Consider the following 25,500-nt stretch of genomic DNA (forward strand, 5'->3'; position numbering starts at 1 on the left):
AACTCGCCGACTTGTCGTACCGACCCGGGAACGACGAACCCCCGCCGGGTGGCGGGGGTTCGGGTTCTCGCAAGGCGCGGTCGCCGCGTCTCAGAGCAGCTTGAGATGCTTGGCGTGATAGCGCAGGTGGTCATCGATGAAGGTGGCGATGAAGAAGTAGCTGTGGTCATAGCCCGGCTGACGACGCAGGGTCAGCGGGTGATCGTGCTTCTCGCACACCGCCTCGAGCCGTTCGGGCCGCAACTGCTCTTCGAGGAAGTTGTCGGCCTCGCCCTGGTCGATGAACAGCGGCTGGCGCGACACGCCCTTGGCGACCAGCTCGCAGGCATCGTACTGGGTCCACAGGCCGTGGTCGTCGCCCAGATAGTTGGTGAAGGCCTTCTGCCCCCACGGCACCACGCTGGGATTGACCACCGGGGCGAAGGCCGATACCGAGGCGAAGCGACCCGGCTGGCGCAGTGCCAGTACCAGCGCCCCGTGACCGCCCATCGAGTGCCCGCTGATCGCCTCGCGGCCGTTGACCGGGAAGTGCTGGCGCACCACCGACGGCAGCTCGTCGTTGACGTAGTCGTACATCCGGTAGTGCCGGGACCACGGTTCGCGCTTGGCGTTGACGTAGAAACCGGCCCCGGAGCCGAAGTCGTAGCTGTCGTGCTCGCCGGGCAGGTCCAGCCCGCGCGGGCTGGTGTCGGGGCAGACGATGGCCATGCCCAGCTCGGCAGCCAGGCGCTGGGCGCCGGCCTTCTGCATGAAGTTCTCGTCGGTGCAGGTCAGCCCCGACAGCCACCACAGCAGCGGCACCTTGCCCTCCTCCGCCTGCGGCGGCAGGTAGATGGCAAAGACCATTTCGCAATCCAGCGAGCGGGCGTGATGCTTGTAACGCTTGAGCCAGCCGCCGAACGACTTGGTGGCGGAAACCAGCTCCAGCGTTTCGGACATGCTCATGCGTTCTCCTCGTGTCGTGAGTGGCGGGCTCAAGCGCCCGCCATGGCCATCAGTAATGCAGGACGGTACGAATGCTCTTGCCCTGATGCAGCAGCTCGAAGGCCTCGTTGATCTGCTCGAACGGCATGTCGTGGGTGACGAACTCGTCGATCTTGATCTTGCCGTTCATGTAGTCCTCGACATAGCCCGGCAACTGCGTGCGGCCCTTGACCCCGCCGAACGCCGAGCCTTTCCAGACGCGCCCGGTGACCAGCTGGAAGGGCCGCGTCGAGATCTCCTCGCCGGCGCCGGCGACGCCGATGATGATCGATTCGCCCCAACCCTTGTGGCAGCACTCCAGCGCCGAGCGCATGACGTTGACGTTGCCGATGCACTCGAAGGAGTAGTCGACCCCGCCGTCGGTCAGATCGACGATCACCTGCTGGATGGGGTCGCTGTAGTCCTTGGGATTGACGAACTCGGTGGCGCCGAACTGACGGGCCAGCTCGAACTTGTCCGGATTGACGTCGATGGCGATGATCCGCGAGGCCTTGGCCATCTGCGCGCCCTGAATGACTGCCAGACCGATCGCCCCCAGGCCGAACACCGCGACGGTCGAGCCCGGCTCGACGCTGGCGGTGTTGAGCACCGCGCCGATGCCCGTGGTCACCCCGCAGCCGAGCAGGCAGATCTTGTCGAGCGGCGCCTCCTTGGAGACCTTGGCCAGCGAGACCTCGGGCAGCACGGTGTACTCGGAGAACGTCGAGCACCCCATGTAATGGTGGATCGGCTTGCCGTCCAGCGAGAAACGCGAGGTACCGTCGGGCATCAACCCCTTGCCCTGGGTCGCGCGCACCGCGCTGCAAAGGTTGGTCTTGCCGGACAGGCAGAACTTGCACTGGCCGCACTCGGCGGTATACAGCGGGATCACGTGATCGCCGGGCTGGAGACTGGTGACACCCTCGCCGACTTCCTGGACGATCCCCGCCCCTTCGTGACCCAGAACCGACGGGAACAGCCCCTCGGGGTCCTTGCCCGACAGGGTGTAGGCATCGGTGTGGCACACGCTGGTCGCAGCAATCTGGACCAGCACTTCGCCGGCCTTGGGACCCTGGACGTCGATCTCGGCCAGCTCCAGCGGCTTGCCGGCTTCCCAGGCGATGGCGGCGCGTGATTTCATCGATCATTCTCCTCGTGAACGGTGGACGCCGGCCCCTCAGCGTGGCGGGCGTGGCATCATGAACCTGTGTCACCAGTCTAGGCCCTCGGCGGGGCACGATAAATGCCGTCGCCGTCACAAGATTATTGCCAGGGAGCAACAATGCAGCGCTGGGATCGTGTCGAAGCCTTCGTCGAAGTGGTCCGTCAGGGCGGCTTCTCAGCCGCCGCCCGCCAGCTCAGGGTCTCCACCTCCCACGTCAGTCGCCTGGTCGGCCAGCTCGAGAACCAGTTGGGCACACCTTTGCTCTATCGCACCACCCGGCGCTCGAGCCTGACCGACGCCGGGGCGCTCTACTACGAGCATTGTCGCCATCTCCTCGACGGCTTCCGCGAGGCCGAAACCGCCCTCAACGACTTCCAGGCGCGACCCAAGGGCACCCTGCGACTGACCTGTGCGACGACCTTCGGCGAGCGCTACATCGCCCCGCTGGTCAACGACTTCCGGTGCCGCCACCCGCAACTCGCGGTGCACATGCACTTCACCAACCGTCAGGTGGATCTCGTCGACGAAGGCTTCGACCTGGCGATCCGCATGGGCGTGCTCAAGGATTCCAGCCTGATCGCCCGGCGCCTGTGCGAGCGCCGCGAGTACGTGGTGGGCTCCCGCGACTACTTCCAGCAGGTCTCGCGCCCCCATAGCCTGGCCGAGCTGGCCAGTCACGAGTGCCTGCTCGGCTCGCGGGACAGCTGGCTGTTCGCCGTCGACGGCCAGCGCCGGGAGGTACGGGTCAGCGGGCGCTGGCAGGCCAATTCCGGCCCGGCACTGCTCGACGCCGCCCTCAAGGGACTGGGGCTGGCCCAGTTGCCCGACTACTACGTGACCCCCCACCTGGCCGCGGGCGAGCTGATCTCGGTGCTCGACCATTACCAGTTCACCGAGACCGCGGTATGGGCCGTCTATCCCCGCCACCGCCAGTTGTCCGCCAAGGTCCGCCAGTTCGTCGATCACCTGGTGGCACACCTGCCGGCCGCGCTCTGACGCCTCACGATTTCACGGCCGAGGCACTCACCCCGTTGGGCGGGCGCATCGCCGCATTGTCGTTCTCCAGGAAGATCGGCCGCACGCTGTCGTTGAGATAGCAGGCGTCGAACTCGGCGACCTGGGCCAGGGCCTGCGGGTCGGGCAGCGTGACCTTGTGGCGCTCGCGCAGCACCAGCCCCTCCTCGCGGAAGGCCGAAAAGGTCCGGCTGACATGCACGGCGCTCAGCCCCAGGGTGTCGGCCAGCTGCTCCTGCGACAGTGGCAGGCGGAACTTGCCCTCGCCGGCGGCACCGGTCTGATCGAGGCGTACGTACATCTCGTAGAGAAAGTGAGCGAGTTTCTGATGAGCGGTGCGCCGCGCCAGGTTGACCAGCCGCTCGGTGAGCAGCGACTGCTGACGACTCGAGATCGCGAACAGCACGGCGGTCAGGGTGGTCGATTGGCGAAAGATGTCGAGCAGACGGCGATGGGGGAACTGACAGATCACCCCGTCGTCGATCATCGACACGCCCGCCAGGCGCTGGGAAAAGGCGAATTCACGCAGGCCGATGATGTCCCCGGGCAGGAAGACCTCGAGGATCTGGCGGCTGCCGTCGCCCAGATTGCGATAGGAATAGGCCCAGCCACGGCTCACCGTGCAGAATTCGCTGGCGAGGTCGTTCTCCTTCCACAGGACATCCCCCGACTTGACGTCCTGGGGGCTGTCCTCGAGTTCGCAGAGCAATGCCTTGTCGTCGTCGGACAGGGCGCAGTAGTGGCTGAAATGGCGAATGATACAGCTATCGTTACGGTTCACGTCGGTACGCTCTCCCGGTTATCCAGCGCATGCAGCGTCTTCTTCTTCGTTGGTTCCATGACGGACAACGTTTTTCGCCGCAACACGAAAACGCCTTATGGTGGCCCGTCCCAGCAAAAACGCCGATAACTCAAGTTAATACAGCGCCACCCTCTGCTCGAAGAAGGGCCTCGCGTCGGTGCATTGATCACTCTTTACTAGCAGCACACGGGCAGGATACGCAAGCGGACCGGAAAGCGGGAGGGGGAAGAGAAGAGCGTCCGGCTCGGGCGCGCCGGACGCCGGAAACGTCAGCACTCGATGGCGTTGACCGCCAGGCCGCCGCGCGAGGTCTCCTTGTACTTGTCCTGCATGTCGGCCCCGGTGTCGCGCATGGTGCGGATCGCCTTGTCCAGCGACACGAAATGATCGCCGTCACCGCGCAGCGCCATCTGGGCGGCGTTGATCGCCTTGACCGAGGCGATGGCGTTACGCTCGATGCACGGCACCTGAACCAGGCCGCCGATCGGGTCGCAGGTCAGCCCCAGGTTGTGTTCGAGGCCGATCTCGGCGGCGTTCTCGACCTGGGCGGGCGTGCCGCCCATGACCTCGGCGAGCCCGGCGGCGGCCATCGCGCAGGCCGAGCCGACCTCGCCCTGACAGCCCACCTCGGCGCCGGAGATCGAGGCGTTCTTCTTGCACAGGATGCCCACCGCGCCGGCGGCGAGCAGGAAATCGACCACGTCGCGCTCGCAGGCGCCGGCCTTGAACTTCATGTAGTAGTGGAGCACCGCCGGGATGATCCCCGCCGCACCATTGGTGGGCGCGGTCACCATGCGGCCGCCGGCGGCGTTCTCTTCATTGACCGCCAGGGCGAAGACGTTGACCCAGTCCATCGCCGAGAAGGTCGAGACGATCAGCCCCGGATCGTCCTCGGCGGCCAGCAGCCGCTCGTGCAGCCGCTTGGCCCGGCGCTTGACGTCGAGCCCGCCGGGCAGCACGCCCTCGTGGTGCAGGCCGTTGTCGACACACTCCTGCATCGCTTCCCAGATCCGCCACAGACCGGCACGGATCTCGGCCTCGTCGCGCCAGGCCTTTTCGTTGGCCAGCATCAGTTCGCTGATGCGCAGGCCGTGCAGGCGGCACAGCGCCAGCAATTCACCGGCACTGTTGAAATCGTAGGGCAACGCGGTGTGATCGACGTCCAGTTCGCCGGCCTGGGCCTGGCGTTCGTCGATGACGAAACCGCCGCCCACCGAATAGTAGGTGTTGCGATAGAGTTCGTCGCTGTGGCCGTGGGCGATCAGGCGCATGGCGTTGGGATGGTGCGGCAGGTTGTCGTCGAGCAACTGCATGTCGCGGGCCCAGACGAAGGGGATCGCCAGCCGGCCGTCCAGCAGCAGGGTCTGGGCCTCCAGCAGCTCTTCGATGCATGGCGCGATGATCGCCGGATCGATGGCGTCCGGCCGCTCGCCCATCAGCCCCATGATCACCGCGCGGTCGGTGCCATGACCGATGCCGGTGGCCGACAGCGAGCCGAACAGTTGAACCTCGATCCGCGCGACCCGTTCGAGCAGGTCCTGTTCGCGCAGCGACTCGATGAAGGTGCAGGCCGCCCGCATCGGGCCGACGGTGTGCGAACTCGACGGGCCGACACCGATCTTGAACAGGTCGAACACACTGATGGCCACGCTGCCTCCTCCGTCGTCTCGACGTCTTCTTGTATGAGAATCACTAAACCCGCCAGTCACCAGGCGGGATTGACTCTAGACTGCGCGCCCTTTATACGAGGAACAACCCAGAATAACTGGCTTTCCCTTTAGAATAGCTAAACCATGAGCCGAACACTCAACGCCCAGACCCACGCCTGGCTGAAGGTCTTCGCCGTCAGCGCCCGCCACCTCTCGTTCACCCGCGCTGCGGAGGAGCTGCACGTGACCACCGGCGCCGTCAGTCAGCAGATCAAGCAGCTCGAGGAGCGCCTGGGCTTCAAGCTGTTCCGCCGCCTGCCGCGGCGACTCGAACTCACCGACGAAGGGCGGCGCCTGGCCGGCGTGGTCGACGAGGCCTATCAGTCGGTAGGCCAGGAGGTGCGCCGCCTGCGCTCGGGGGTGATGAGCGGCGTGCTGCGCCTGCGCAGCGTACCGTCGTTCCTCGCCAAGTGGCTGATGCCGCGACTGCCGCGGCTGCAGGCACGCTTTCCCGACATCGAACTGCACGTCACAGCCGAGGACAGCAACCTGTCGCTGCGCGACGGCGACTTCGACCTGGCCCTCGACCTCAACGACGGCCATTACCCGGGGCTGGCGATCACGCCGTTGATGGACGAGGTGATCTTCCCGGTCTGCGCCCCCGGCCTGATGCGCGGCCGCCCGCCCCTGAGACGCCCCGAGGACCTCGCCTGGTATCCGCTGCTGCACGACGTCACCGCCTGGCGCGGCAGCCACGACTATGCCGAATGGGAGCACTACCTCACCGCCATCGACGCCCCGCACGTCAACGTGCGACGCGGCTACACCTTCAACCGCAACCAGTTGACCATGGAGGCGGCCATCGACGGCATGGGCGTGGCCATCGCCCGCCGCACCCTGATCACCACCGAGTTGCAGACCGGGCGACTGGTCGCGCCCTTCGCGCAGCGGGTGGCCACCGACAAGCACTACGGCATCGTGCACGCCCCCGGGGCGCTCGACGACCGCCGCATCCGTGCCGTGCACGACTGGCTGGTCGAGGAGGCCCGGCGCCAGCCCGGGCAGGATTGAGCACGCACCAATAGTTGGCAGGCTAACATTTGAGTATAATAAAACCTTAAGAAACGCCGTTTGCCAACTTCCAGCGGGACTCATCGCAATGACTGCACCCTCCCAAGCACCGACGCGGCGCATGGATTTCCAAGCCGCCTGCCTGCGCGCCCTGCTCTACTCACTGGCCACCGCCGCGCAGCTGCTGGCCGTCCAGTGGTACAGCGCGACGCATCACGGCATCGCGCTCAGCGAAGACGGCCTGACCGAGCACCTGCAGTCGCTGCTGCTGGCGGCCGGCGTCCTCCTGCTGGCCACCCAGGCGCCCGGGGGCCGCCCCTACTGTCACGTGGCCAGACTGCTGCTGGGCTTTCTGCTCGCCTCGTCGATCCGCGAACAGGATGCCTTTCTTGACACCCACGTCGCCGACGGTGCCTGGCAAGTGATGGTGGCACTGGTGGTGATTGCCGCGCTCGGCGATACCTGGCGCCACCGGCGGCGCTTTCTCGCCGAATTCCAGGGCTACGCCGACAGCTTCGCCTTCGGGCTGTTTGCCGGCGGCTTCCTGTGTACCTATGTCTTTTCGCGCCTGTTCGGCAGCGAGCGCTTCTGGCAGGCGGTGCTGCAGGATCACTATCTGCGGCTGTTCAAGACGGCGGCCGAGGAAGTCACCGAGACGTTCGGCTATACGCTGATCCTGTTCGCCGTCGTCGAACTGCTGCTGCTGGCCCGCCGCCTGAGACGACGGCGAGCCGACGAACGCCCATGAAAAAGCGCCCGCGAGAAAAACCTCGCGGGCGCCTTTGAGCGACGCGCCTGGCGGCGTCGGCGGGCAGCGGCTTACTCGTCGAGGAACGAGCGCAGCGGCTCCGAGCGACTCGGGTGGCGCAGCTTGCGCAATGCCTTGGCTTCGATCTGACGAATGCGCTCACGGGTAACGTCGAACTGCTTGCCGACCTCCTCGAGGGTGTGGTCGGTGTTCATGTCGATGCCGAAGCGCATGCGCAGCACCTTGGCCTCGCGCGCGGTGAGCCCGCCGAGCACGTTGCGGGTGGCCTCGATCAGGCCCTCGCCGGTGGCCGAGTCGATCGGCAGCAGCATGGTGCCGTCCTCGATGAAGTCGCCGAGGTGCGAGTCGTCGTCATCGCCGATGGGCGTCTCCATGGAGATCGGCTCCTTGGCGATCTTGAGCACCTTGCGCACCTTGTCCTCGGGCATCTCGAGACGCTCGCCGAGCTCTTCCGGCGTCGGCTCGCGGCCCATCTCCTGGAGCATCTGCCGCGAGACACGGTTGAGCTTGTTGATGGTCTCGATCATGTGCACCGGAATGCGGATGGTCCGCGCCTGGTCGGCGATCGAGCGGGTGATCGCCTGGCGGATCCACCAGGTGGCGTAGGTCGAGAACTTGTAGCCGCGCCGGTACTCGAACTTGTCCACCGCCTTCATCAGGCCGATGTTGCCCTCCTGGATCAAATCCAGGAACTGCAGGCCGCGGTTGGTGTACTTCTTGGCGATCGAGATCACCAGGCGCAGGTTGGCCTCGACCATCTCCTTCTTGGCCCGCCGCGCCTTGGCCTCGCCGATCGACAGCCGGCGGTTGACCTCCTTGATCTCGCCCACCGGCAGCTGGATCAGCTCCTCCTCGAAGGCGATCTTGCGCTGGGCACGCTGGACGTCGCCGCGGAACGGCTCGAGGCGATCGGCGTACTTGGGGTTGTCGGCCAGGAAGCGATCCATCCATTCGGGATCGGACTCGCTGCCCGGGAACGTCTTGATGAAGGTCTTGCGCGGCACCTTGCCACGCTTGACGAACACCTGAAGGATCGACTTCTCCTGGTCGCGGACCTGCTCGACGCTGATCCGCACCTGACCGACCAGGCGCTCGAAGTGCTTGGGAACCAGCTTGATCGGCGAGAACAACTCGGCCAGACGCGCCTGCTCGGCATTCGCCTCGGCCGAGCCCAGGCCATGCTTGGCGATCAACGCCTTGACCAGCTCGTTCTGCTCGCGGATCTGCTCGAAGCGCGCCCGCGCCTCCTCGGGATCCGGGCCACCCTCGTTGGAGGAGCTGTCGTCTTCCTCGTCGTCGTCGCTGTCGTCGTCGGACGCCTCGTCACCATCGTCGAGCTCGGCCGCCGGCTCCTCCTCGGGAACCTCGGCCTCGGCCACGCCGGGAATCCCCTCGTCGGGGTCGATGAAACCGGAGAACAGATCGGACAGGCGGCCGGGCGCCTCCTCGTCCTGGGCGGTATCGTAGGCCTCGAGGATCGAGTCCACGGCGCCGGGCAGATAGGCCAGCGCGGACATCACCTCGCGGGTGCCTTCCTCGATACGCTTGGCGATCTCGATCTCGCCCTCGCGGGTCAGCAGTTCGACGCTCCCCATCTCGCGCATGTACATGCGCACCGGGTCGGTGGTACGACCGACGTCGCTTTCCACCGCCGCCAGCGCAGCCACCGCCTCTTCGGCGGCCGACTCGTCGGCGGACTGATCCGACATCATCAAGGTGTCTTCATCAGGGGCTTCCTCAACGACATTGATACCCATGTCGTTGATCATGCCAATGATGTCTTCCACTTGATCCGGGTCGGCGATATCCTCAGGGAGATGGTCGTTGACCTCGGCATAGGTCAGGAAGCCCTGTTCCTTGCCGCGCGCGATCAACTCCTTCAGACGTGACTGCTGTGCATTTCCAGCCATAGAAACCCTATATCGACGAAGAAGAATGAAGCACCTGAACGAAAAGGCGGTGAGAATCTGACTAAGCCCACTAGTATAGCGGATTTGGTCGACAACCCGCCACTCGTTGTATTTGCGCCGCCATCCAGGTGTGTTAGCTTGTTGGGTTACGCTTTCGTTTGCTTATCCCTTAGATGGGGAGGTTAGGCGATAATTCAACCCTTTGCCCAAATTCCCGCCGGCTCGGGATGCTGGCAGCGGGTCTAGCGCTTGTCCGCGAGGAACAGCGCCGTCAGCCGCTGACGCTCCTCCTGCGAAAGCCGCTCGCCACTCGCCTGCCTGGCCAGCAGGGCGTCGATCTCCTCCTGGGGCGACTGCCGCTGGCGGCGAAAGTGCTCGATCAGACCATCCAGCTCGGCGGCTCGCGCCGAACGCGGGATCAGCAGTTCGCGCCGTGCCAAGGCCTCGAGACGCTGCCCCTCCGGAGTGCCGTGGAAATGCGCCAGCAATACCTGCGGGCTGCGGTAGCGCCCGGCGCGCAACAGCCGGACCACATCGCGACACAACCCCGCATCGCCATCCTCACTATCGGCACACCAGTCGAAATCTTCAGGTAGCCGCTCGGCGAGCCCCGGCTCGTGCACCAGCAGTTGCAGGGCACGCGCCATCAGCGACAGCGCCCCTCGGGAGCGCCGCGGCGCGGTCTCGCCCGACACGCCCCCGGCATCGATCGGCGGCATCTCGTCGCCGGCCGGCGCCGCGGTTTCGTCCCGACTGCCATCATCCAGCAGCGCCGCAAACCGGCCCTGATCGATGCCGGTACGCGTCGCCAGCTCGCCGAGCAGCAGCGACTTGAGCACCCCTTCCGGCAGGCGCTTCAAGGCTTGGAGCACGCTGCTGGCAAAGCGTTCCCGGTCCTCGACGCGCCGCAGATCCCGCCCCTCGGCAGCCTGCTCGAAGAGAAACTCGGACAGCGGGCTGGCGCAGGTCACCCGGTCGCGGAACGCCTCGGTGCCCTCGCGCCGAACCAGGCTGTCGGGGTCCTCGCCCTCGGGCAGGAACAGGAACCGCACCTGACGACCGTCGATCATCTGCGGCAGCACCGCTTCCAGGGCCCGACGCGCGGCCTGCCGCCCGGCATTGTCGCCGTCGAAGCAGAACACCACCTCGCCGACCAGCCGGAACAGCCGATTGACGTGCTCCTCGGTCACCGAGGTGCCGAGGGTCGCCACCGCATTGCGGATCCCGAACTGCGCCAGCGCCACCACGTCCATGTAGCCTTCGACCACCACCAGCCGCTCGAGCCGGCGGTCGGCCTGGCGCGCCTCGTGGAGCCCGTAGAGCTCGCGCCCCTTGTGGAATACCGGCGTTTCGGGCGAATTGAGGTACTTGGGCTTGGCATCGCCCAGCACGCGACCGCCGAAGCCCAGGGTGCGCCCCTTCCAGTCGCGGATCGGAAACATCACCCGGTCGCGGAAGCGATCGTAGACGCGCCCGCTGTCCTCGCGACTCACCAGCAGCCCGTACTCGACCTGCACCGCGTCGCTCACGCCCTGCTCGTTGAGGTGGCGCTTGAGCGCCTCCCAGGCATCCGGCGCATAGCCGATCGCGAAGTCGCGGATCACCTCCGGCGACAAGCCGCGGCGCTCGAGATACTCGCGGCCGGCGCGACCTTCGCCCATCGACAGGCGCTCGCGAAAGAAGCGCGTCGACAGCTCGAGCAGGTTGTCCGCCTCGCGGCGCTTGCGCTCGCGGGCCTGGGCCTGCGGGTCGTCGGCGCCTTCGCGCGGCACCTCCATGCCCAGCCGCGAGGCGAGCTGCTCGACCGCCTCGGGGAAGCGCAGGTTGTCGTACTCCATCAGAAAGCGCAGCGCATTGCCGTGGGCACCACACCCGAAGCAGTGATAGAACTGCTTGTCCTGACTGACGGTGAACGAGGGCGACTTCTCCTGATGAAAGGGGCAGAGCCCGGCGTGATTGCGCCCGGCCTTCTTCAGCTGCACCCGCTCGCCGACCACGTCGACCACGTCGACGCGCGAGAGCAGGTCATCGATGAAGCGCTGGGGGATCTGCCCGGCCATGCACGCACTCTCGAAAGCAGCCAACGGCGACGGCCCGGACGCCTGACGCCCGGCCCGCCGGCCACAAAAACAAACGGCCACCGGAGTGGCGGCCGCTTGGCGTCCCTCTGAGGCAGAAACTGCCCCAAGTACGGATCAATACAACCGTTCGAAGCGCTTGCGCTCACGCTGCAGTTTCTTGGCGTGACGCTTCACGGCCGCGGCTGCCTTGCGCTTGCGTACTGCGGTCGGCTTTTCATAGCTCTCGCGACGACGCACTTCGGACAGAACGCCGGCTTTTTCGCAGGAACGCTTGAAGCGACGCAGGGCTACGTCGAACGGCTCGTTATCACGTACTTTGACAGAAGGCATTAAGCACTCACCTACCTTGGAATCATGAGTTCGGTTTGAACGCACGCCCCGATGCGACCCCGATGAGATCACTCCCCGCGCTTCTCGAGAAGCGGGCCCAAGACGGCTGAAGGGGGAACTGATTCGGGTATCGGGCGCACGACCCAGTCTTGCAGAGTCAGGTATTCTAGTGCCGGATGACGAGCTTTGCAAACCATCGCCGCACGCTCTGCCGGATACGCCGCGAAACGCGTAGAATGGCGCCCTCACCCAGCACCGACGAGCCGAACCATGCGCGTATTGGGGATCGAAACCTCCTGCGACGAAACCGGTGTCGCCCTCTACGACACCGAACACGGCCTGCTGGCCGATGCCCTGTATAGCCAGGTCGCCATGCATGCCGACTTCGGCGGCGTGGTCCCCGAACTGGCCTCCCGCGATCACACCCGCAAGCTGTTGCCGCTGATCCAGGAGGTGCTCGACGACGCCGGCCTCGGCCGCGCCGATCTCGACGCTATCGCCTACACCGCCGGCCCCGGCCTGGTCGGGGCGCTGATGGTCGGTGCCGCGACGGCCCACGGCATGGCCCGGGCGCTGGGCATCCCGGTGCTCGGCGTGCACCACATGGAAGGCCATCTGCTGGCGCCGATGCTCGAGGACGCGCCGCCGGCCTTTCCCTTCGTCGCGCTGCTGGTCTCCGGCGGGCACACCCAGTTGGTGGCGGTCGGCGGGCTGGGCGACTACCGCCTGCTCGGCGAATCGGTCGACGACGCCGCCGGCGAGGCCTTCGACAAGACCGCCAAGCTGCTCGGGCTACCCTACCCCGGCGGACCCCAGGTCGCCAGGCTGGCCGAGTCCGGCGACCCGACACGCTTTCGCTTCCCCCGGCCGATGACCGACCGCCCGGGGCTCGACTTCAGCTTCTCGGGTCTCAAGACCCACACCCTGACCACCGTCAACGCCCTGCGCGAGGCCGGGACCCTCGACGACGCCGGGCGCGCCGACATCGCTCGCGCCTTCGAGGACGCGGTGATCGACACCCTGGCGATCAAGTGCCGCCGGGCACTGGACGAGACGGGGCTCGAGCGGCTGGTGGTGGCCGGTGGCGTGAGCGCCAACGTGCGCCTGCGCGAGCGTCTCGACGGCGAACTGGCCAAGCGCCGCGCCCGGGCCTACTACCCCCGGGGACGCTTCTGCACCGACAACGGGGCGATGATCGCTTACGTAGGGGCCCAGCGTCTGCTGGCCGGCGAGCGCGACGCCGACGCCATGCTCGCCACGCCCCGCTGGCCACTGGCCGAGCTGGCACCGCCCGCCGGCTGAAAACCGAAGCCCGAAATCAGGGTAAAACTGCTGGACCTCGGACGGGCTTCCCGTTTCCGGTTTATAACCCCGGCTCGCCACCGCCGCGCAGGCGACGGATGTTCCAGGCATGACGCACCAGCACCAGCACCGCGAAGACGCTGACCACCACGGCATAGTCCGGGGCCAGCCAGAGACTCGCCAGCGGGGCCGCAAGGGCGCTGGACAGCGAGGCCACCGCGGCGGTACGCACCCGCCAGGCGAGCAGCGCCCAGCAGCAGGCACACAGCAAGGCCACCCACGGGGTCAGCACCAGCAACACGCCGAAGGCGCTGGCCACCGCCTTGCCGCCACGAAAGCCGTGCCAGAGCGGATAACTGTGACCCAGCAGCACCCCCAGCCCCACCAGCCCCTGGCCCCAGGGCGGCAGCTCGATGGCCTTGGCCAGCCACAGCACGGGCATGCCCTTGGTGGCATCCACGCACAGCGTCGCCAGCGCCAGACGCGTCCCGTGAAGGCGCAGCACGTTGGAGAAGCCGGGATTGCGCGAGCCGTGGCGGCGCGGATCCTCGGCCCCGGCGGCGCGGCACACCCATACCGCGCCCAGCAGCCCGCCGCACAGATAGCCGAACGCCATCAGCACGGCGGTAGCGGGGACGAAGGATTCAGGCATGGCGACATCCGCAAAAACGCAGGGGCAACCCGGGATTCTGCCAGTTTGCTGCATTACAATCGAAGGTTTGCACACCGCTGAAGGAGACATCGTGGATCGCGTGCTGATCGAAGGACTGACGGTGGAGACGGTGATCGGCGCCTACGCCTGGGAGCGCACCATCCGTCAGACGCTCGAACTCGACCTGGAACTGGCCACCGACATTCGCCCCGCCGCGGCCGGCGACGAGCTTGACCGGACGCTCGATTACGCGGCCATCAGCGAGCGCATCCTGGCGTTCGCCGCGGCCAGCGACTTCGCGCTGGTCGAGACCTTCGCCGAACGCCTGGCGACACTGCTGCGCGAGGAGTTCGCCATCGCCTGGCTGCGCCTCACGGTTCGCAAGCCCGGCGCCGTGGCCCAGGCACGCGCGGTGGGCGTGAGCATCGAGCGAGGAGCGGTCTAGATGGTTCGCGTGGTCGTCAGCATCGGCAGCAACATCGAGCGTACCCATCACGTGCGTCGCTGCCTGGACGCCCTGGCCGCCGATTTCACCGACCTGCGCGTGTCACGCGTGTTCGAGAGCGAGCCGGTGGGTTTCGAGGACGGTCGCAACTTCTACAACCTGGTCGCGGCCTTCTCCAGCGACGCCTCGGTGGGCGAGCTGCAGGCCTGGTGCAAGCGTCTCGAGTTCGCCCACGGGCGACGCCCGGACAGCCCCAAGTTCAGCCCCCGGCGGCTCGACGTCGACCTGCTGACGGTCGGCGAGCAGCGCGGTCTCATCGACGGGGTCGAACTGCCACGCGCCGAGATCACCGCCAACGCCTTCGTCCTCCAGCCGCTCGCCGAACTGCTGCCGGACGCGCGCCATCCGTCCAGCGGCGAACGCTATGCCGACCTCTGGGCACGCTTCACGGTGGACGACCAGCGGCTCTGGCCGGTGACATTCACCTGGCGGGGCCAACGCATTTCCGCGCCGGATTGAGCCGACGAGCGAGAGGAGCCCGACGATGCAACGCCTACTGGTCAGCGCCTGCCTGCTCGGCGAGCCGGTTCGCTTCGACGGCGGCCACAAGCGACTGGCCCGCGAGCGCCTCGAGACCTGGCGACGCGAGGGACGCTGCCTGGTCGTCTGCCCCGAATGCCTGGGCGGCCTGCCGGTACCGCGCCCCGCCGCCGAGATCGTCGGCGGCGATGGCCGCGACGTGCTGACCGGCGATGCCCAGGTGGTCGACGACCGGGGAAGGCGCTACGACACGGCCTTCGTCGATGGTGCCCACAAGGCGTTGCAGCAGGCACAACAGGCCGGCGTGAGACTCGCCCTGCTCAAGGCGAACAGCCCCAGTTGTGGCAGCGGGACGATTCACGATGGGCAATTCTCGGGCGGGAAGCGCGCCGGTGACGGCGTCTTTGCCAGCCTGTGCCGCCAGGCCGGCATCGAGGTCTTCGACGAGACGCGCTTCGACGCCCTGGTCGAGCGGCTCGCCGAATTGGAGGCCGGTGGCGGTTAACCTTCGCTCGCTTCCAGCGCCCCGGCGATCGCGCCCTGGCGCCGCCGGGCAAGCTCCGCGCCCAGTTCGCCGCCCCGCAAGCCCTCGTCGAGCAGTGCCCGCGGCGACACCGCCGCCGCCGCCCGCCAGGCCCGTTCGGCGCACGCGGCCAGCGTGGCGTTCTCGCGCTCGAGCAGCGCCAGCAGCGGCGCGACCCGCTCGCTGCGCCGCCAGGCGTCGATGCCGTCGAACCAGCTGCGCAGCCGCTCGGCCGTCAGTGCCGAGGGCGTCGCCGCCGCCCCCCACAGCCGTCGGGTCAGCGCCACCTGACGGGCCAGGTCGGTGTAGGCATTGGGTACCTTGAGCCGCGCCTGCAACGCTTCCCGCTCGCCGTCGTCGAGGTGCTCGCAGAGCCGCGCCCAGCGCCACTGCGCCGGCATGCCGGCCTCGGTGTCCGGCAGACGGTCGAGCCGCGCCAGCGCCGTCTCGAGATCGGCGCACAGCTCGGGCATCAGCACCATCAGCGCGCCGCACGCGTCGAGACATGCGAAATAGGCCTGCGGGCAGGGTTCGCCGAGGGCCTTCTCGGTCTCGGTCCAGACTCGCTCGGCGACCAGGTGGGCGAGCTCGCCGCTCTCGGCCAGCCGGCGCATCAGCGCCTGGGTCTCGTCGGCGACCTGGAACCCCAGCCCCCGGTAGCGCGCCAGGAAGCGCGCCGTGCGCAGCACGCGCAGCGGGTCCTCGACGAAGGCCGGTGAAACGTGACGCAGCCGCCGTGCCTCGAGATCGTCGCGGCCGTGGAAGGGGTCGATCAGCGCCCCCTCCCGCGACTCGGCCATGGCATTGATGGTCAGGTCGCGCCGCTCGAGATCCTCCTCGAGGGTCACCGAGGGATCGGCATGCACCACGAAGCCGGTGTAGCCATGGCCCTGCTTGCGCTCGGTGCGCGCCAGGGCGTACTCCTCGTGGGTCTCGGGGTGCAGGAACACCGGGAAGTCGCGCCCCACCGGCTTGAAGCCGCGCCGCGTCATCGCCTCGGGCGTGGCGCCGACCACCACCCAGTCCTGGTCGACCACCGGCCAGCCGAGCCGGGCATCGCGCACGGCGCCGCCGACCCGGTAGACCTCGAGCCCCGCGAGGCGCCGGTCGCGACTCATCGCTCGACCCGATGCGGGTGGCGGTGCTCCCATTCGGTGAAGCCGCCATCCAGGCTGTAGACCCGCTCGAAGCCCTGGCCGGCGAGCCAGGCGGCGGCCTGCTGGCTGGAGTGACCGTGATAGCAGACCACCACCAGCGGCGTGTCGAGGGCGGTCTCGTCGATCAATTCGCCGACGGTGGCGTTGTCGACGTGACGACTACCGGGGATGTGCCCGCGCGAGAAGCTCAACGGGTCGCGGATGTCGATCACGATCGGCGCGGCGTCGCCCGACGAGGCGTCGCCGTCCAGCCAGCTTTCCAGGGTGAGGTGATCGAGGTGTTCGAAGGCGGATTGCGGCATGGTGCCTCCTGAGGCATGGGCGGTAGTCGGGCGGTGGCGCCACTTACTCGAGATGGCTCGGCTCGCTGATCCGCGCGCCGCTGTCCAGGTCGAGGGCGGTGAGGCTGCCGCCCCAGACGCACCCGGTATCCAGCGCCTCGACACGAACCGCGGCGCCGGGCGTGCGTCCTTCCAGGGCCGCCCAGTGGCCGAACAGGATACGGGGATCGTCGTCGCGCGCATAGGTGAACCAGGGCGCGAAGCCGGCCGGCGCCGAGTCCAGCCCCTCCTTGGCGGCGAAGTCCAGGGTGCCGTCGGCGGCGATGAAGCGCATGCGCGTGAAGACGTTGACGATCGCCCGCAGGCGGTCGATACCGGCAAGATCGTCGCGCCAGCACGCCGGCTCGTTGCCGTACAGGCGCTCGAGGAATTCGCCGGCACGTTCGCCGCCCAGCCTGGCCTCGACCTCGCCGGCCAGGTCGCGGGCCTGATCGAGACGCCACCGGGGCAACAGCCCGGCGTGGGTCATCAGCGTCCGGCGGGGGGAATCGCTGCCGTCGTCGACCCACAGCGGCCGGCTCTGCAACCAGTCGAGCAGCCGCTCGCGATCGGCGGCCGCGAGGATCCCCGACAGGGTATCCTTGCGCTTTTCGGTCATGCCGCCGCGCGCCACCGCCAGCAGATGCAGATCATGATTGCCGAGCACCACCCGGGCCGAGTCGCCGAGTTGCTCGACCTCGCGCAGGCAGGCCAGTGACGCCGGCCCGCGGTTGACCAGGTCACCGGCGATCCACAGGCGGTCGCGGCGCGGGTCGAAGCTGAGCCGGTCGAGCAGGGCCACGAACTCGGCGTGACAGCCCTGCAGGTCTCCGATGGCGTAGGTGGGCATGGGGTCCTCGCGTTGCCGATGGTAGAAAGCCTGGTGGGTCAGTGCACCTGATTGGGCCCGGCCAGGCGAAACGGCGCGATGGGCACCTCGAAGGGCCGCTGGCTGGCGGTGTCGACGCAGGTGTAATCGCCCTCCATCACCCCGACTGGGCCATCCAGCACCGCGCGGCTGGTGTAGCGGAAGGTCTGGCCCGGGGCGATCAGCGGCTGCTTGCCGACCACCCCCTTGCCGCGCACCTCCTGGACCTTGCCGCTGCCCTGGGTGATCGTCCAGTGGCGCGCCAGCAACTGGACCGCCCGCGACGAATGATTGTGCACGGTGATGGTGTAACTGAACACGTAACGCTGCTCGGCGGGCGACGACTCGTCGGCCCGGTAGCTCGGCTCCACGTCGACGTGGATGGCGTCGCTCAACTCCTCGCTCAAGGCGTCTCTCCGGCCAGATGATTGGCGATCGTGACCAGTTCGGCCACGCTCAGGGTCTGCGGGCGGCGTGACGGATCGATACCCAGCGCCTCCAGCGCCTCGCCGGACAGCCGCCCCTTGAGGTTGTTGCGCAGCGTCTTGCGCCGCTGGCCGAAGGCCTCGCGCACCACATCGGCGAACAGCGCCTCGTCACGGGCCGGCGACGGCAGCTCGGCATGCGGCACCAGGCGCACGATCGCCGAGTCGACCTTGGGGCGCGGCACGAAGGCCTCCGGCGGCACCACGAACAGCGCGTCCACGCGGCAGTGATACTGGGTCATGATCGACAACCGCCCCCAGTCGGCACTGCCCGGCGTGGCGGCGAGGCGATCGACGACCTCCTTCTGCAGCATGAAGTGCATGTCGGCGATCGATTCGCGCGCCGTCAGCAGATGAAAGATCAGCGGCGTGGAGATGTTGTAGGGCAGATTGCCGACCACCCGCAACGGCTCGCCCTCGCCGCGCAGCGCGGCGAAGTCCAGGCTCAGCGCATCGCCCTCGTGGATCACGAAGTGCGGGTAGTTGAAGAACTGCACCCGCAGCCCGGGGATCAGGTCGCGGTCGAGCTCGACCACCTCGAGCACGCCGCCGGCGGCGTCGATCAACGGCTCGGTCAAGGCGCCCTGTCCCGGGCCGATCTCGACCAGCCGCTGCCCCGGTCGCGGGGCAATGGCACGGACGATGCGCGAGATCACCCCCGGATCGCGCAGGAAGTTCTGGCCGAAGCGCTTGCGGGCGCGATGCGAAAGCCGTGGCTCGGAAGAGCTTGGGGACATACTCAATGGAGTCCTTGTGAACGAACGAATGCCCGGGTGTCAGCCGGCGCCGGCGGCCGTGGCCATGTCGGCGGCCATCGCCAGCGCCACGCGCAGGCTGCCGTCGTCGATGCGACCGCTGCCGGCCAGGTCCAGCGCCGTGCCGTGATCCACCGAGGTGCGAATGATCGGCAGCCCCAGGGTGATGTTGGCGGCCCGGCCGAAACCGGCGTACTTGAGTACCGGCAGGCCCTGGTCATGATACATCGCCAGTACCGCATCGATATCCGCCAGGCGCGTCGGCGTGAACAGGGTGTCCGCCGGCAGCGGTCCGCGCAGGTCGAGCCCGGTCTCGCGCAGCCGGGCCAGGGTCGGCTCGATGACCTCGATCTCCTCGCGCCCCAGATGCCCGCCCTCGCCGGCATGGGGATTGAGACCGCAGACGGCGATGCGCGGTCGCCCGATACCGAAGTGGCGCTCGAGATCCGCCGCGAGGATCGTCAGCACGCGTGTCAGGCCGTCCGCGTCGATGGTCTCGGCCACCTCGCGCAGCGGCAGGTGGGTGGTGGCCAGGGCGACACGCAGCGCCCGGGCGCCGTCGCCGTGATCGAGCCGCGTGGCCAGCATCATCACCACCTCGTCGATGCCGCAGGCATCGCGCAGGTACTCGGTGTGACCGGTGAAGCCGGGGTGGCCGCCGTCGATGATCACGCCCTTGTGCAACGGCGCGGTGACCATCGCCCCGGCCCGGCCGTCGCGACAGGCGGCGATGGCCACGTCGAGCGTCTCGAGCACGTACCCCGCGTTGGCCGCCTCGAGCACGCCGGGCGCGACCGGCGCCGCCAGCGCCACCGGCCACACCGGCAGAACCCCGGGTCGCGGTGCGGGCAGCGCCGCAGCCGGGTCGCAGGGCTCGAGCGTGAGCGTCAGACCCAACCGCCGGGCGCGGTCGGCGAGCAGCCCGGGGTCGCCGATGGCGACGACCCGGCCGGGAAGCGCCTGGCCGTCCGCGGCCAGCATGACCGCCAGGTCGGGACCGATGCCGGCCGGCTCGCCGGTGGTCAGGGCCAGAACGGGGCCTGGCATCACGCGCCCTGATCGTCGAGGCGTTCGTCGACGTAGGCCTCGGCGCGAATCTGCTGCAGCCAGGCCTCGAGCTCGTCGTTGACCTTGCGCTGGAACAGCGTCTGGCGGACCTCGTCGCGCTGGGTCTCGCCGCTGACGTCGCGCTGGCGGCGGTCCTCGACCTGGATGATGTGGTAGCCGTAGCGCGAGCGCACCGGCTGACTGACCTCGCCGACCGCCAGATCGTTGGCGGCGTCCTCGAAGGCCGGGACCATCTGACCCGGACGCACCCAGCCCAGCTCGCCGCCGTTGAGCGCACTGCCGCGATCGTCGCTGACCTGCTGGGCGACGCTGGCGAAGTCCTCGCCGTTGACGATCCGCGCTCGTGCCTGTTCGGCGAGGCGCCGTGCCTCGTCGTCGTCGCGGTTGGGGTTGGTCTGGATCAGGATGTGGCGGATCTTCTGCTCCTGAACCACCGCCTTCTGCTGTGCATCGCCACCCTTGCGGTCGAGCAGCTTGACCAGATGGAAGCCGCTGGGGCTGCGGATCGGCTCGCTGACCTGACCGACATCAAGCTGCGGCACCACGTCGGCGAACACCGTGGGCAGCTCGGCGCCGCTGCGCCAGCCCAGGTTGCCGCCCTGCAGGGCGTTGGCGCCGTCGGACTCGGCCGCTGCCAGATCGGCGAAGCCGGCCCCATCCTGCAACTGGCGATAGAGTGCCCGGGCACGCTGCTGGGCCTGCTTGACCGCATCCGGCGACGGCGACTGCGGCAGGGCCACCAGGATATGGCCGAGCTCGTAGCGGACGTTGCGATCGCCACCCTGCTGGGTCAGATAACGATCGACCTCCTGGTCGGAGATCTTGACCTGACTGGCCACACGGCGCTGCTGGACCTGGCGGATCAGCATCTCGCGGCGCACCTGCTCACGCACGTCGGCCAGCGACAGGCCGTCGCGCTCCAGGGCGTCGGCGAACTGATCGAGCGTCATGCCGTTGTTCTGGGCGATCGAGCGCACGGCGCGATTGAGCTGGGTGTCGTCGACGGTCAGGTTGGCCTTCCTGGCCATCTGCAGCTGGATCTGCTCGACCACCATGCGATCGAGCACCTGCTTGCGCAGCACCGCGTCGGAGGGCATCGAGATATTGCGCTGCGCCAGCTGGCTACGCGCCTGGGCGACGCGATCGGCGAGTTCGCTGGCCATGATGGCGTCGTCGTTGACCACCGCGACGATACGGTCGAGCGGCTGCTCGACGGCCGCCGCCACGCCGGGCAGGACCAGCAAAAGCGCCAGACTCAATGAAGCTAACAGACCTCTGCGCATGAATAACCTCGTAGATCAGAGTGGGGCCGGTTGGTATCCGGGAATGGACTGCTCGAAGAATGCGTCGGTTCCCTGTCCGACACCCCCCAGGCCCTTGAAGACGAATCGCAGGAACAGCCCGCGATCGGTGTAGTCGTCGGCGATGGTGTTGGCGGTGTCGTTGTCCTCGACCCATTCGCGCCAGGCGACCTGGACCCCGTAACAGCAGTCGTTCCACTGCACGCCGACCAGTTGGTCGAGCGACCGGCTGTTGGTGTTGTCGTAGGTGTAGCGGCCGATCAGGTCGAGCTTGGCGCCGAAGCGGTAGGCGAACGAGACGTCGAAATCCTCGCGATCGTAACCGAGGCGGTCCTCGTCCTCCGCCGAGGGGTCGAAGCCTTCGAGCTGCCAGACATAGCCCAGGTTGAGCACGTGGCCCTCGGGATGCCGATAGCGCAGGTAGGCGGCGGTGCGCTCGGTGAGCGAGCGATGCGGATCGTAGAACCACTCGTAGCGGGTGCTCCAGTGATCGCTGAGCTGCCAGTCGAGCTGGGTGATCACCGGCGAATGGTCGCGGGTGGCGTTGTACCAGGCCTGGTAGTCGTTCTCCCGGCTGGGCAGGGTGTCAGGATCGCCGCCCATGTCGATGTTGCGATCGGAGAAGTAGGCGCTCTGACCGACGGCCAGCGAGAAGCGCTGGCGGCCGCTGTCGTCCTCGAGAAAGCGCGTCGCTGCCCCGTAGGAGAGCTTGTTGGTATCGCCGATGCGATCGCTGCCCGAAAAACGGAAAGGCGACCACAGCTGGCCGTAGGAGATCGCCTGCTCGTCGGTGTCGAAGTCCGGGAATTCGCTCTGGTCGCGCTCGGGCACATAGGCGTAGTAGAGCCGCGGCTCCAGGGTCTGGCGCCAGGCGTCGCCGAACAGCTGGGTGTCGCGCTCGAAGACCAGCCCCGAGTCGAGCGAGTAGACCGGCACCGTGAGGCTCAACCGGGTGTCACGATCGGTGTCGCGATTGCCGTAATCCAGCTGGTACTGGCTGTGCCAGAGCTGCAGGCGGGGCTCGAGAAAGCCCCAGCTCGGCTCGCCGCGCCAGCCGAAGGCCGGCGCCAGGTGCAGCCGGGTGCCGGTCGCCGCCTCGCGGCTCGGCACCTGGGTCTCGTCGACGTCGCGCCAGAAGTAGGTGACGTTCGACAGCCACTGCTCGTAGAAGCCGCCCTGTGACCAGCGGGCATTGGCGGTCAGGCTGGGCAGCCGGTAGAAGGGCTTGTCGCGATCGAGCAGCGGATAGTCGAGCTTCTGGTAGCCCTGCGCCTTGGCCTGGAGCTGCCAGGTATCGCCGCTGTAATCGAGCTGGGCGAGCCGCTCCATGTAATCGGTTTCCTGCTCGGCGAAGCTGCGCCCGAAATCGTCGAAGTAGCGGCCGTCGCTGGCCGCCCCGTAACGCAGCGCATAACGGGTACGCGGCGAGAAGGTGCCGGCGTGGCGATAGTCGAGGTACCAGCGATCCTCGCCCTCGAAGGCGTCGTCGGGGTCGTTGGGGTTGGAACTCGCCCCGCCCTTGTCGTTGGCCAGGTAGGCGCCCTCGACCCGGCCGGCGTCGCTGCCGAACAGGTAGCGGAACTCGCCGCCGAGCATCTCGCCGTGATTGCCGATCCAGCGCGGCGTCAGGGTGGCGTCGTAGTTGGGCGCCAGGTTGAAGTAGTAGGGTTGCGCGTAATCGACCCCGTCGTTCGAGAACCCCAACGTCGGCCATAGAAAGCCCGACTGACGGCGATCGTCGAGGGGGAAGCGGACCCAGGGCCAGTAGAAGACCGGCACCCGACCCACTTCCAGCCGGGCGTTCCGGGCCGTGCCGTACCCGGCCTCGCGGTCGAGGAGCACGTCGTTGCCCACCACGCGCCACAAGCGGCTGCCGGGATCGCAGGTGGTGAAGCTGGCCTCACGCAGCCGATAGCGACCATCCTCGAGACGGGCGAGTTGCACGGCGTCGCCGCGCAGGTGCTGACCGTGGAGCACGTAGTGCGCCGTATCGATCTGGGCGGCATCGCTGTCGAGCGACACCTGCCCGTCACCGCCGCGCACCAGGACGTTGCGATCGCGCAGGGTGAGCGGGCCCTCGGCGAACGCCGTGTCGCGGGCGGCGTTGACCCGCACCCGCGGCGCCTCGAGCTGGCTGCTGTCGCGACGCAGGATCACCTCGCCACGCAGGAGCGTCTCGCCCGTCTCGCCGTATTCGGCCTCATCGGAGGTCGAGAGCACCTCGCGAGGCGTGTCGCCCGGCGCCAGGCGATACGCGGGCATCACGTAGCGCCCGCGACACAGGGCATCGGCCGGCGCGTCCTCGCCCCAGGGCTGAAAGTCGAGTTGGTCCGCCGGCAACGGCTCGGGCGGGGCGGCCTGGGCACTGTGGGTAACCAGGCCGGCCAGGGCAGTCCATAACAATCGCTTGCCCATGGGTCCTCGTGTCCTTGGCGGTTGGAATCGGTATTATACAGTCCCCGTGCCGCACGTCCTCCCCGAGCGCAGGCGTGGACGCGGAGATGCGGAACAGAGCAGGGCCCTCAGCATGCGGCGGCCGACCGACCCCGTCAACCGAAGGAGAACGCATGTCCGACGCGCGACAAACCACCCGCCTTGAGGCCCTGCGCGACTGGGCCGGCGGGCGCCACCAGTTGCCGCCGCAGCGCCTACGGCTCGAACTCGCCGCCGGCGACGCCAGCTTCCGGCGCTACTACCGGCTATGGCTCGACTCGGGCGAGACCCGCATCGTCATGGACGCCCCGCCCGACAAGGAGAACAGCCGCCCTTTCGTCGCCATCGCCGAGGCGTGGCGGCGGGCCGGGCTGGCGGTGCCGGCGCTCCACGCCGTCGACCTGGAGGCCGGCTTCATCGAACTCGAGGATCTCGGCGACACGCCCCTGCATACCTGCCTGGGGGCCGATACGGCGGCCGATGATGCACACTACGACGACGCCCTGGCCCTGCTCGCCGAACTGCAGAACGTCGCCCCCGCTGGGGCGCTGCCTGACTACGATGCCGCCCTGCTGGGCCGCGAACTCGACCTCTTCCCCGAATGGTGCCTGGGGCAGCTCCTGGCGCTGCCGGTGCCCGCCGCCTGGCCGGGGCTGCGCGCCCGGCTGATCGACACGGCGCTGACGCAGCCGCGCGTCACCGTGCACCGCGACTACGACGCCATGAACCTGATGTGCCATCGCGACCGGCTGTGGCTGATCGACTTCCAGGACGCCGTCCACGGGCCGCTGAGCTACGATCTGATCTCGCTGCTGCGTGGGCGCTACCGGCGCTTGCCCCGCGAGGCCTTCCGCGCGCGCGTCGAGGCCTTCCGCCGGACCGCCGTGCTCGACGGCCGCCTCAGCGGCCAGCTCGACGCCGAGGCGTTCCTGCATCAGGCCGATGCCATGGCCGCCCAGCGTTCGCTCAAGGTACTGGGCATCTTCTGCCGGCTGACCCTGCGCGATGCCAGGGCCGGCTATCTGGCCCGCCTGCCGCATTTCCTCGATCACCTGCGCGACAGCCTGGCACCCTGGCCGGCGTTCGCCGCTTTCACCGGCTGGCTGGAAAGCGACTTCGCTCCGGCGCTCGAGCGCGAGCTCGCCGCCCGCGGGGAGGCCAGCTCATGAAGGCCATGCTGCTCGCCGCCGGGCTCGGCACGCGGATGCGCCCGCTCACCGATCACTGCCCCAAGCCGCTGCTCAAGGCCGGCGGCAAGCCGCTGATCGGCCATCACCTCGAACGGCTGGCGGCGCTGGGCATCCGCGAGGTGGTGATCAACGTCAGCTACCGCGCCGATCAGATCGTCGCGGCACTCGGCGATGGCACGGCCTACGGCGTGACGATCCGCTGGAGCCACGAGACGGTTCCTCTGGAGACCGGCGGGGGCATCCGCCACGCCCTGGGACTGCTCGGCGAGGCACCCTTTCTCCTGGTCAACGGCGACGTCTGGTGCGAGCTGAACCGGCACTGGCTGGCACCGCTCGACGGCGATCTCGCCCGCCTGGTGCTGGTCGACAACCCCGTGCATCACCCCGGGGGCGACTTCCATCTCGACCCGGCGGGCCGCGTCCACGTCGAGGGCGAGCCGCGTCTGACCTACGCCGGCATCGGCCTGATCGATCCGGCGCTGGTCGCCGGCCATGACGAGGCAGCCTTCAAGCTCGCCCCGCTGCTGCGCGAGGCGATGGACACCGATCGCGTCGCCGGCGTGCATCACCGGGGTCATTGGGTCGACGTCGGCACCCCACAGCGCCTCGCCGAACTCGACGCCCGGCTGCGCGCGCCATCGCCGGGCTGAGCCGGCGTCGCACACCTGCTATGCTGCCCGGCTCTTTCGTCCACTCCTGTCAGAGGA

General features: G+C 68.1%; 25 protein-coding genes. 9 read left to right on the forward strand and 16 right to left on the reverse strand.

Features of this window, described 5'->3' with window-relative positions; genetic code table 11:
- Positions 1-90: 90 nt before the first annotated feature.
- Positions 91-945: an S-formylglutathione hydrolase gene (fghA, locus tag KGR00_RS17435; RefSeq protein WP_129140612.1), complete on the reverse strand. Its 855-nt coding sequence runs from the start codon at positions 943-945 to the stop codon at positions 91-93.
- A 49-nt stretch (positions 946-994) separates the two neighbouring features.
- Positions 995-2,104, reverse strand: coding sequence for an S-(hydroxymethyl)glutathione dehydrogenase/class III alcohol dehydrogenase (locus KGR00_RS17440; RefSeq protein WP_224418922.1), 1,110 nt, complete (start codon positions 2,102-2,104; stop codon positions 995-997).
- Between the two features lie 141 nt (positions 2,105-2,245).
- Here KGR00_RS17440 and KGR00_RS17445 point away from each other — a divergent pair, with 141 nt between their 5' ends.
- The gene (locus KGR00_RS17445) at positions 2,246-3,124 is read left to right on the forward strand and encodes a LysR family transcriptional regulator (RefSeq protein ID WP_224418921.1); all 879 of its coding nucleotides are present in this window, start codon (positions 2,246-2,248) and stop codon (positions 3,122-3,124) included.
- A gap of 4 nt (positions 3,125-3,128) precedes the next feature.
- Here the strand turns inward: KGR00_RS17445 and KGR00_RS17450 are convergent, their stop codons facing one another.
- Positions 3,129-3,923: a Crp/Fnr family transcriptional regulator gene (locus KGR00_RS17450; RefSeq protein WP_224418920.1), complete on the reverse strand. Its 795-nt coding sequence runs from the start codon at positions 3,921-3,923 to the stop codon at positions 3,129-3,131.
- Positions 3,924-4,213: 290 nt separating this feature from the next.
- Positions 4,214-5,593: an L-serine ammonia-lyase gene (locus tag KGR00_RS17455; protein WP_129140608.1), complete on the reverse strand. Its 1,380-nt coding sequence runs from the start codon at positions 5,591-5,593 to the stop codon at positions 4,214-4,216.
- A gap of 144 nt (positions 5,594-5,737) precedes the next feature.
- On the opposite strand from KGR00_RS17455, the gene gcvA reads away from it, so the two are divergent.
- Both gcvA and KGR00_RS17465 read left to right on the forward strand, forming a co-directional pair.
- Positions 5,738-6,664: a transcriptional regulator GcvA gene (gene gcvA, locus KGR00_RS17460; protein ID WP_129140607.1), complete on the forward strand. Its 927-nt coding sequence runs from the start codon at positions 5,738-5,740 to the stop codon at positions 6,662-6,664.
- Between the two features lie 121 nt (positions 6,665-6,785).
- Positions 6,786-7,412 (forward strand): hypothetical protein, encoded by a 627-nt coding sequence (locus KGR00_RS17465; RefSeq protein ID WP_224418919.1) that lies wholly within the window; start codon positions 6,786-6,788, stop codon positions 7,410-7,412.
- A gap of 71 nt (positions 7,413-7,483) precedes the next feature.
- Here KGR00_RS17465 and rpoD read toward each other — a convergent pair whose 3' ends face one another.
- The 3 genes from rpoD to rpsU all read right to left on the reverse strand — a co-directional run bounded on the left by rpoD (position 7,484) and on the right by rpsU (position 11,754).
- On the reverse strand, positions 7,484-9,343 hold the full coding sequence (gene rpoD / locus KGR00_RS17470) for an RNA polymerase sigma factor RpoD (RefSeq protein ID WP_129140605.1): 1,860 nt from the start codon (positions 9,341-9,343) through the stop codon (positions 7,484-7,486).
- A 242-nt stretch (positions 9,344-9,585) separates the two neighbouring features.
- Positions 9,586-11,403, reverse strand: coding sequence for a DNA primase (dnaG, locus tag KGR00_RS17475; protein WP_224418918.1), 1,818 nt, complete (start codon positions 11,401-11,403; stop codon positions 9,586-9,588).
- 135 nt (positions 11,404-11,538) lie between these two features.
- Positions 11,539-11,754 carry a 30S ribosomal protein S21 gene (rpsU, locus tag KGR00_RS17480; RefSeq protein WP_031382407.1) on the reverse strand — a complete coding sequence of 72 codons (216 nt, stop codon included), beginning with the start codon at positions 11,752-11,754 and terminating at the stop codon, positions 11,539-11,541.
- A gap of 270 nt (positions 11,755-12,024) precedes the next feature.
- Here rpsU and tsaD point away from each other — a divergent pair, with 270 nt between their 5' ends.
- Complete coding sequence (tsaD, locus tag KGR00_RS17485; protein WP_224418917.1) at positions 12,025-13,056, forward strand: tRNA (adenosine(37)-N6)-threonylcarbamoyltransferase complex transferase subunit TsaD; 1,032 nt, start codon at positions 12,025-12,027, stop codon at positions 13,054-13,056.
- Between the two features lie 61 nt (positions 13,057-13,117).
- Here the strand turns inward: tsaD and plsY are convergent, their stop codons facing one another.
- On the reverse strand, positions 13,118-13,708 hold the full coding sequence (gene plsY / locus KGR00_RS17490) for a glycerol-3-phosphate 1-O-acyltransferase PlsY (protein ID WP_224418916.1): 591 nt from the start codon (positions 13,706-13,708) through the stop codon (positions 13,118-13,120).
- Between the two features lie 91 nt (positions 13,709-13,799).
- On the opposite strand from plsY, the gene folB reads away from it, so the two are divergent.
- From folB to KGR00_RS17505, 3 genes are read left to right on the forward strand one after another with little or no spacing between them, the layout of a single operon-like run.
- Complete coding sequence (gene folB / locus KGR00_RS17495) at positions 13,800-14,153, forward strand: dihydroneopterin aldolase (RefSeq protein WP_224418915.1); 354 nt, start codon at positions 13,800-13,802, stop codon at positions 14,151-14,153.
- Complete coding sequence (gene folK, locus KGR00_RS17500; protein WP_224418914.1) at positions 14,154-14,672, forward strand: 2-amino-4-hydroxy-6-hydroxymethyldihydropteridine diphosphokinase; 519 nt, start codon at positions 14,154-14,156, stop codon at positions 14,670-14,672.
- A 25-nt stretch (positions 14,673-14,697) separates the two neighbouring features.
- Complete coding sequence (locus KGR00_RS17505) at positions 14,698-15,198, forward strand: DUF523 domain-containing protein (RefSeq protein ID WP_224418913.1); 501 nt, start codon at positions 14,698-14,700, stop codon at positions 15,196-15,198.
- Here the strand turns inward: KGR00_RS17505 and KGR00_RS17510 are convergent.
- The 8 genes from KGR00_RS17510 to KGR00_RS17545 are packed head-to-tail and all read right to left on the reverse strand — an operon-like array spanning position 15,195 to position 23,585.
- Entirely contained in the window at positions 15,195-16,334 is a 1,140-nt protein-coding gene (locus KGR00_RS17510) for a polynucleotide adenylyltransferase (protein ID WP_224418912.1), read from the reverse strand. The two genes, KGR00_RS17505 and KGR00_RS17510, sit on opposite strands and share 4 nt — an antisense overlap.
- A complete protein-coding gene (gene glpE, locus KGR00_RS17515; RefSeq protein WP_224418911.1) occupies positions 16,331-16,675 on the reverse strand; it encodes a thiosulfate sulfurtransferase GlpE in 345 nt (114 codons plus the stop codon). The genes KGR00_RS17510 and glpE overlap by 4 nt, the downstream gene beginning before the upstream one ends.
- 43 nt (positions 16,676-16,718) lie before the next feature.
- The gene (locus KGR00_RS17520; RefSeq protein WP_224418910.1) at positions 16,719-17,543 is read right to left on the reverse strand and encodes a symmetrical bis(5'-nucleosyl)-tetraphosphatase; all 825 of its coding nucleotides are present in this window, start codon (positions 17,541-17,543) and stop codon (positions 16,719-16,721) included.
- A 38-nt stretch (positions 17,544-17,581) separates the two neighbouring features.
- Positions 17,582-17,968, reverse strand: coding sequence for a Co2+/Mg2+ efflux protein ApaG (gene apaG, locus KGR00_RS17525; protein ID WP_203234862.1), 387 nt, complete (start codon positions 17,966-17,968; stop codon positions 17,582-17,584).
- On the reverse strand, positions 17,965-18,783 hold the full coding sequence (rsmA, locus tag KGR00_RS17530) for a 16S rRNA (adenine(1518)-N(6)/adenine(1519)-N(6))-dimethyltransferase RsmA (RefSeq protein ID WP_224418909.1): 819 nt from the start codon (positions 18,781-18,783) through the stop codon (positions 17,965-17,967). Before rsmA ends, apaG begins: the two co-directional genes overlap by 4 nt.
- A 39-nt stretch (positions 18,784-18,822) precedes the next feature.
- Positions 18,823-19,848 carry a 4-hydroxythreonine-4-phosphate dehydrogenase PdxA gene (gene pdxA, locus KGR00_RS17535; protein WP_224418908.1) on the reverse strand — a complete coding sequence of 342 codons (1,026 nt, stop codon included), beginning with the start codon at positions 19,846-19,848 and terminating at the stop codon, positions 18,823-18,825.
- Positions 19,848-21,152, reverse strand: a complete 1,305-nt coding sequence (locus tag KGR00_RS17540) for a peptidylprolyl isomerase (protein ID WP_224418907.1) — start codon at positions 21,150-21,152, stop codon at positions 19,848-19,850. Before KGR00_RS17540 ends, pdxA begins: the two co-directional genes overlap by 1 nt.
- 15 nt (positions 21,153-21,167) lie before the next feature.
- On the reverse strand, positions 21,168-23,585 hold the full coding sequence (locus KGR00_RS17545) for an LPS-assembly protein LptD (protein WP_224418906.1): 2,418 nt from the start codon (positions 23,583-23,585) through the stop codon (positions 21,168-21,170).
- A 152-nt stretch (positions 23,586-23,737) separates the two neighbouring features.
- On the opposite strand from KGR00_RS17545, the gene KGR00_RS17550 reads away from it, so the two are divergent.
- Together KGR00_RS17550 and murU are read left to right on the forward strand one after the other, a co-directional pair.
- Positions 23,738-24,772, forward strand: a complete 1,035-nt coding sequence (locus KGR00_RS17550) for a phosphotransferase (protein ID WP_224418905.1) — start codon at positions 23,738-23,740, stop codon at positions 24,770-24,772.
- Positions 24,769-25,443 carry an N-acetylmuramate alpha-1-phosphate uridylyltransferase MurU gene (gene murU, locus KGR00_RS17555; RefSeq protein ID WP_224418904.1) on the forward strand — a complete coding sequence of 225 codons (675 nt, stop codon included), beginning with the start codon at positions 24,769-24,771 and terminating at the stop codon, positions 25,441-25,443. The genes KGR00_RS17550 and murU overlap by 4 nt, the downstream gene beginning before the upstream one ends.
- The last annotated feature ends 57 nt before the right edge of the window (positions 25,444-25,500 follow it).

This window comes from Modicisalibacter sp. MOD 31.J (genome assembly GCF_020147985.1).
GTDB lineage: Bacteria > Pseudomonadota > Gammaproteobacteria > Pseudomonadales > Halomonadaceae > Modicisalibacter > Modicisalibacter coralii.

What these genes read in the sequence shown, in the direction of transcription:
- tsaD (WP_224418917.1), top strand. Translation starts at nt 12,025, where the DNA reads ATGCGCGTATTGGGGATCGAAACCTCCTGCGACGAAACCGGTGTCGCC.
- rsmA (WP_224418909.1), bottom strand. Translation starts at nt 18,783, where the DNA reads ATGTCCCCAAGCTCTTCCGAGCCACGGCTTTCGCATCGCGCCCGCAAG.
- rpsU (WP_031382407.1), bottom strand. Translation starts at nt 11,754, where the DNA reads ATGCCTTCTGTCAAAGTACGTGATAACGAGCCGTTCGACGTAGCCCTG.
- dnaG (WP_224418918.1), bottom strand. Translation starts at nt 11,403, where the DNA reads ATGGCCGGGCAGATCCCCCAGCGCTTCATCGATGACCTGCTCTCGCGC.
- KGR00_RS17505 (WP_224418913.1), top strand. Translation starts at nt 14,698, where the DNA reads ATGCAACGCCTACTGGTCAGCGCCTGCCTGCTCGGCGAGCCGGTTCGC.
- KGR00_RS17520 (WP_224418910.1), bottom strand. Translation starts at nt 17,543, where the DNA reads ATGCCCACCTACGCCATCGGAGACCTGCAGGGCTGTCACGCCGAGTTC.
- folK (WP_224418914.1), top strand. Translation starts at nt 14,154, where the DNA reads ATGGTTCGCGTGGTCGTCAGCATCGGCAGCAACATCGAGCGTACCCAT.
- plsY (WP_224418916.1), bottom strand. Translation starts at nt 13,708, where the DNA reads ATGCCTGAATCCTTCGTCCCCGCTACCGCCGTGCTGATGGCGTTCGGC.
- KGR00_RS17550 (WP_224418905.1), top strand. Translation starts at nt 23,738, where the DNA reads ATGTCCGACGCGCGACAAACCACCCGCCTTGAGGCCCTGCGCGACTGG.
- fghA (WP_129140612.1), bottom strand. Translation starts at nt 945, where the DNA reads ATGAGCATGTCCGAAACGCTGGAGCTGGTTTCCGCCACCAAGTCGTTC.
- gcvA (WP_129140607.1), top strand. Translation starts at nt 5,738, where the DNA reads ATGAGCCGAACACTCAACGCCCAGACCCACGCCTGGCTGAAGGTCTTC.
- KGR00_RS17465 (WP_224418919.1), top strand. Translation starts at nt 6,786, where the DNA reads ATGGATTTCCAAGCCGCCTGCCTGCGCGCCCTGCTCTACTCACTGGCC.
- KGR00_RS17440 (WP_224418922.1), bottom strand. Translation starts at nt 2,104, where the DNA reads ATGAAATCACGCGCCGCCATCGCCTGGGAAGCCGGCAAGCCGCTGGAG.
- KGR00_RS17545 (WP_224418906.1), bottom strand. Translation starts at nt 23,585, where the DNA reads ATGGGCAAGCGATTGTTATGGACTGCCCTGGCCGGCCTGGTTACCCAC.
- glpE (WP_224418911.1), bottom strand. Translation starts at nt 16,675, where the DNA reads ATGCCGCAATCCGCCTTCGAACACCTCGATCACCTCACCCTGGAAAGC.
- rpoD (WP_129140605.1), bottom strand. Translation starts at nt 9,343, where the DNA reads ATGGCTGGAAATGCACAGCAGTCACGTCTGAAGGAGTTGATCGCGCGC.
- murU (WP_224418904.1), top strand. Translation starts at nt 24,769, where the DNA reads ATGAAGGCCATGCTGCTCGCCGCCGGGCTCGGCACGCGGATGCGCCCG.
- KGR00_RS17540 (WP_224418907.1), bottom strand. Translation starts at nt 21,152, where the DNA reads ATGCGCAGAGGTCTGTTAGCTTCATTGAGTCTGGCGCTTTTGCTGGTC.
- pdxA (WP_224418908.1), bottom strand. Translation starts at nt 19,848, where the DNA reads ATGCCAGGCCCCGTTCTGGCCCTGACCACCGGCGAGCCGGCCGGCATC.
- KGR00_RS17445 (WP_224418921.1), top strand. Translation starts at nt 2,246, where the DNA reads ATGCAGCGCTGGGATCGTGTCGAAGCCTTCGTCGAAGTGGTCCGTCAG.
- KGR00_RS17510 (WP_224418912.1), bottom strand. Translation starts at nt 16,334, where the DNA reads ATGAGTCGCGACCGGCGCCTCGCGGGGCTCGAGGTCTACCGGGTCGGC.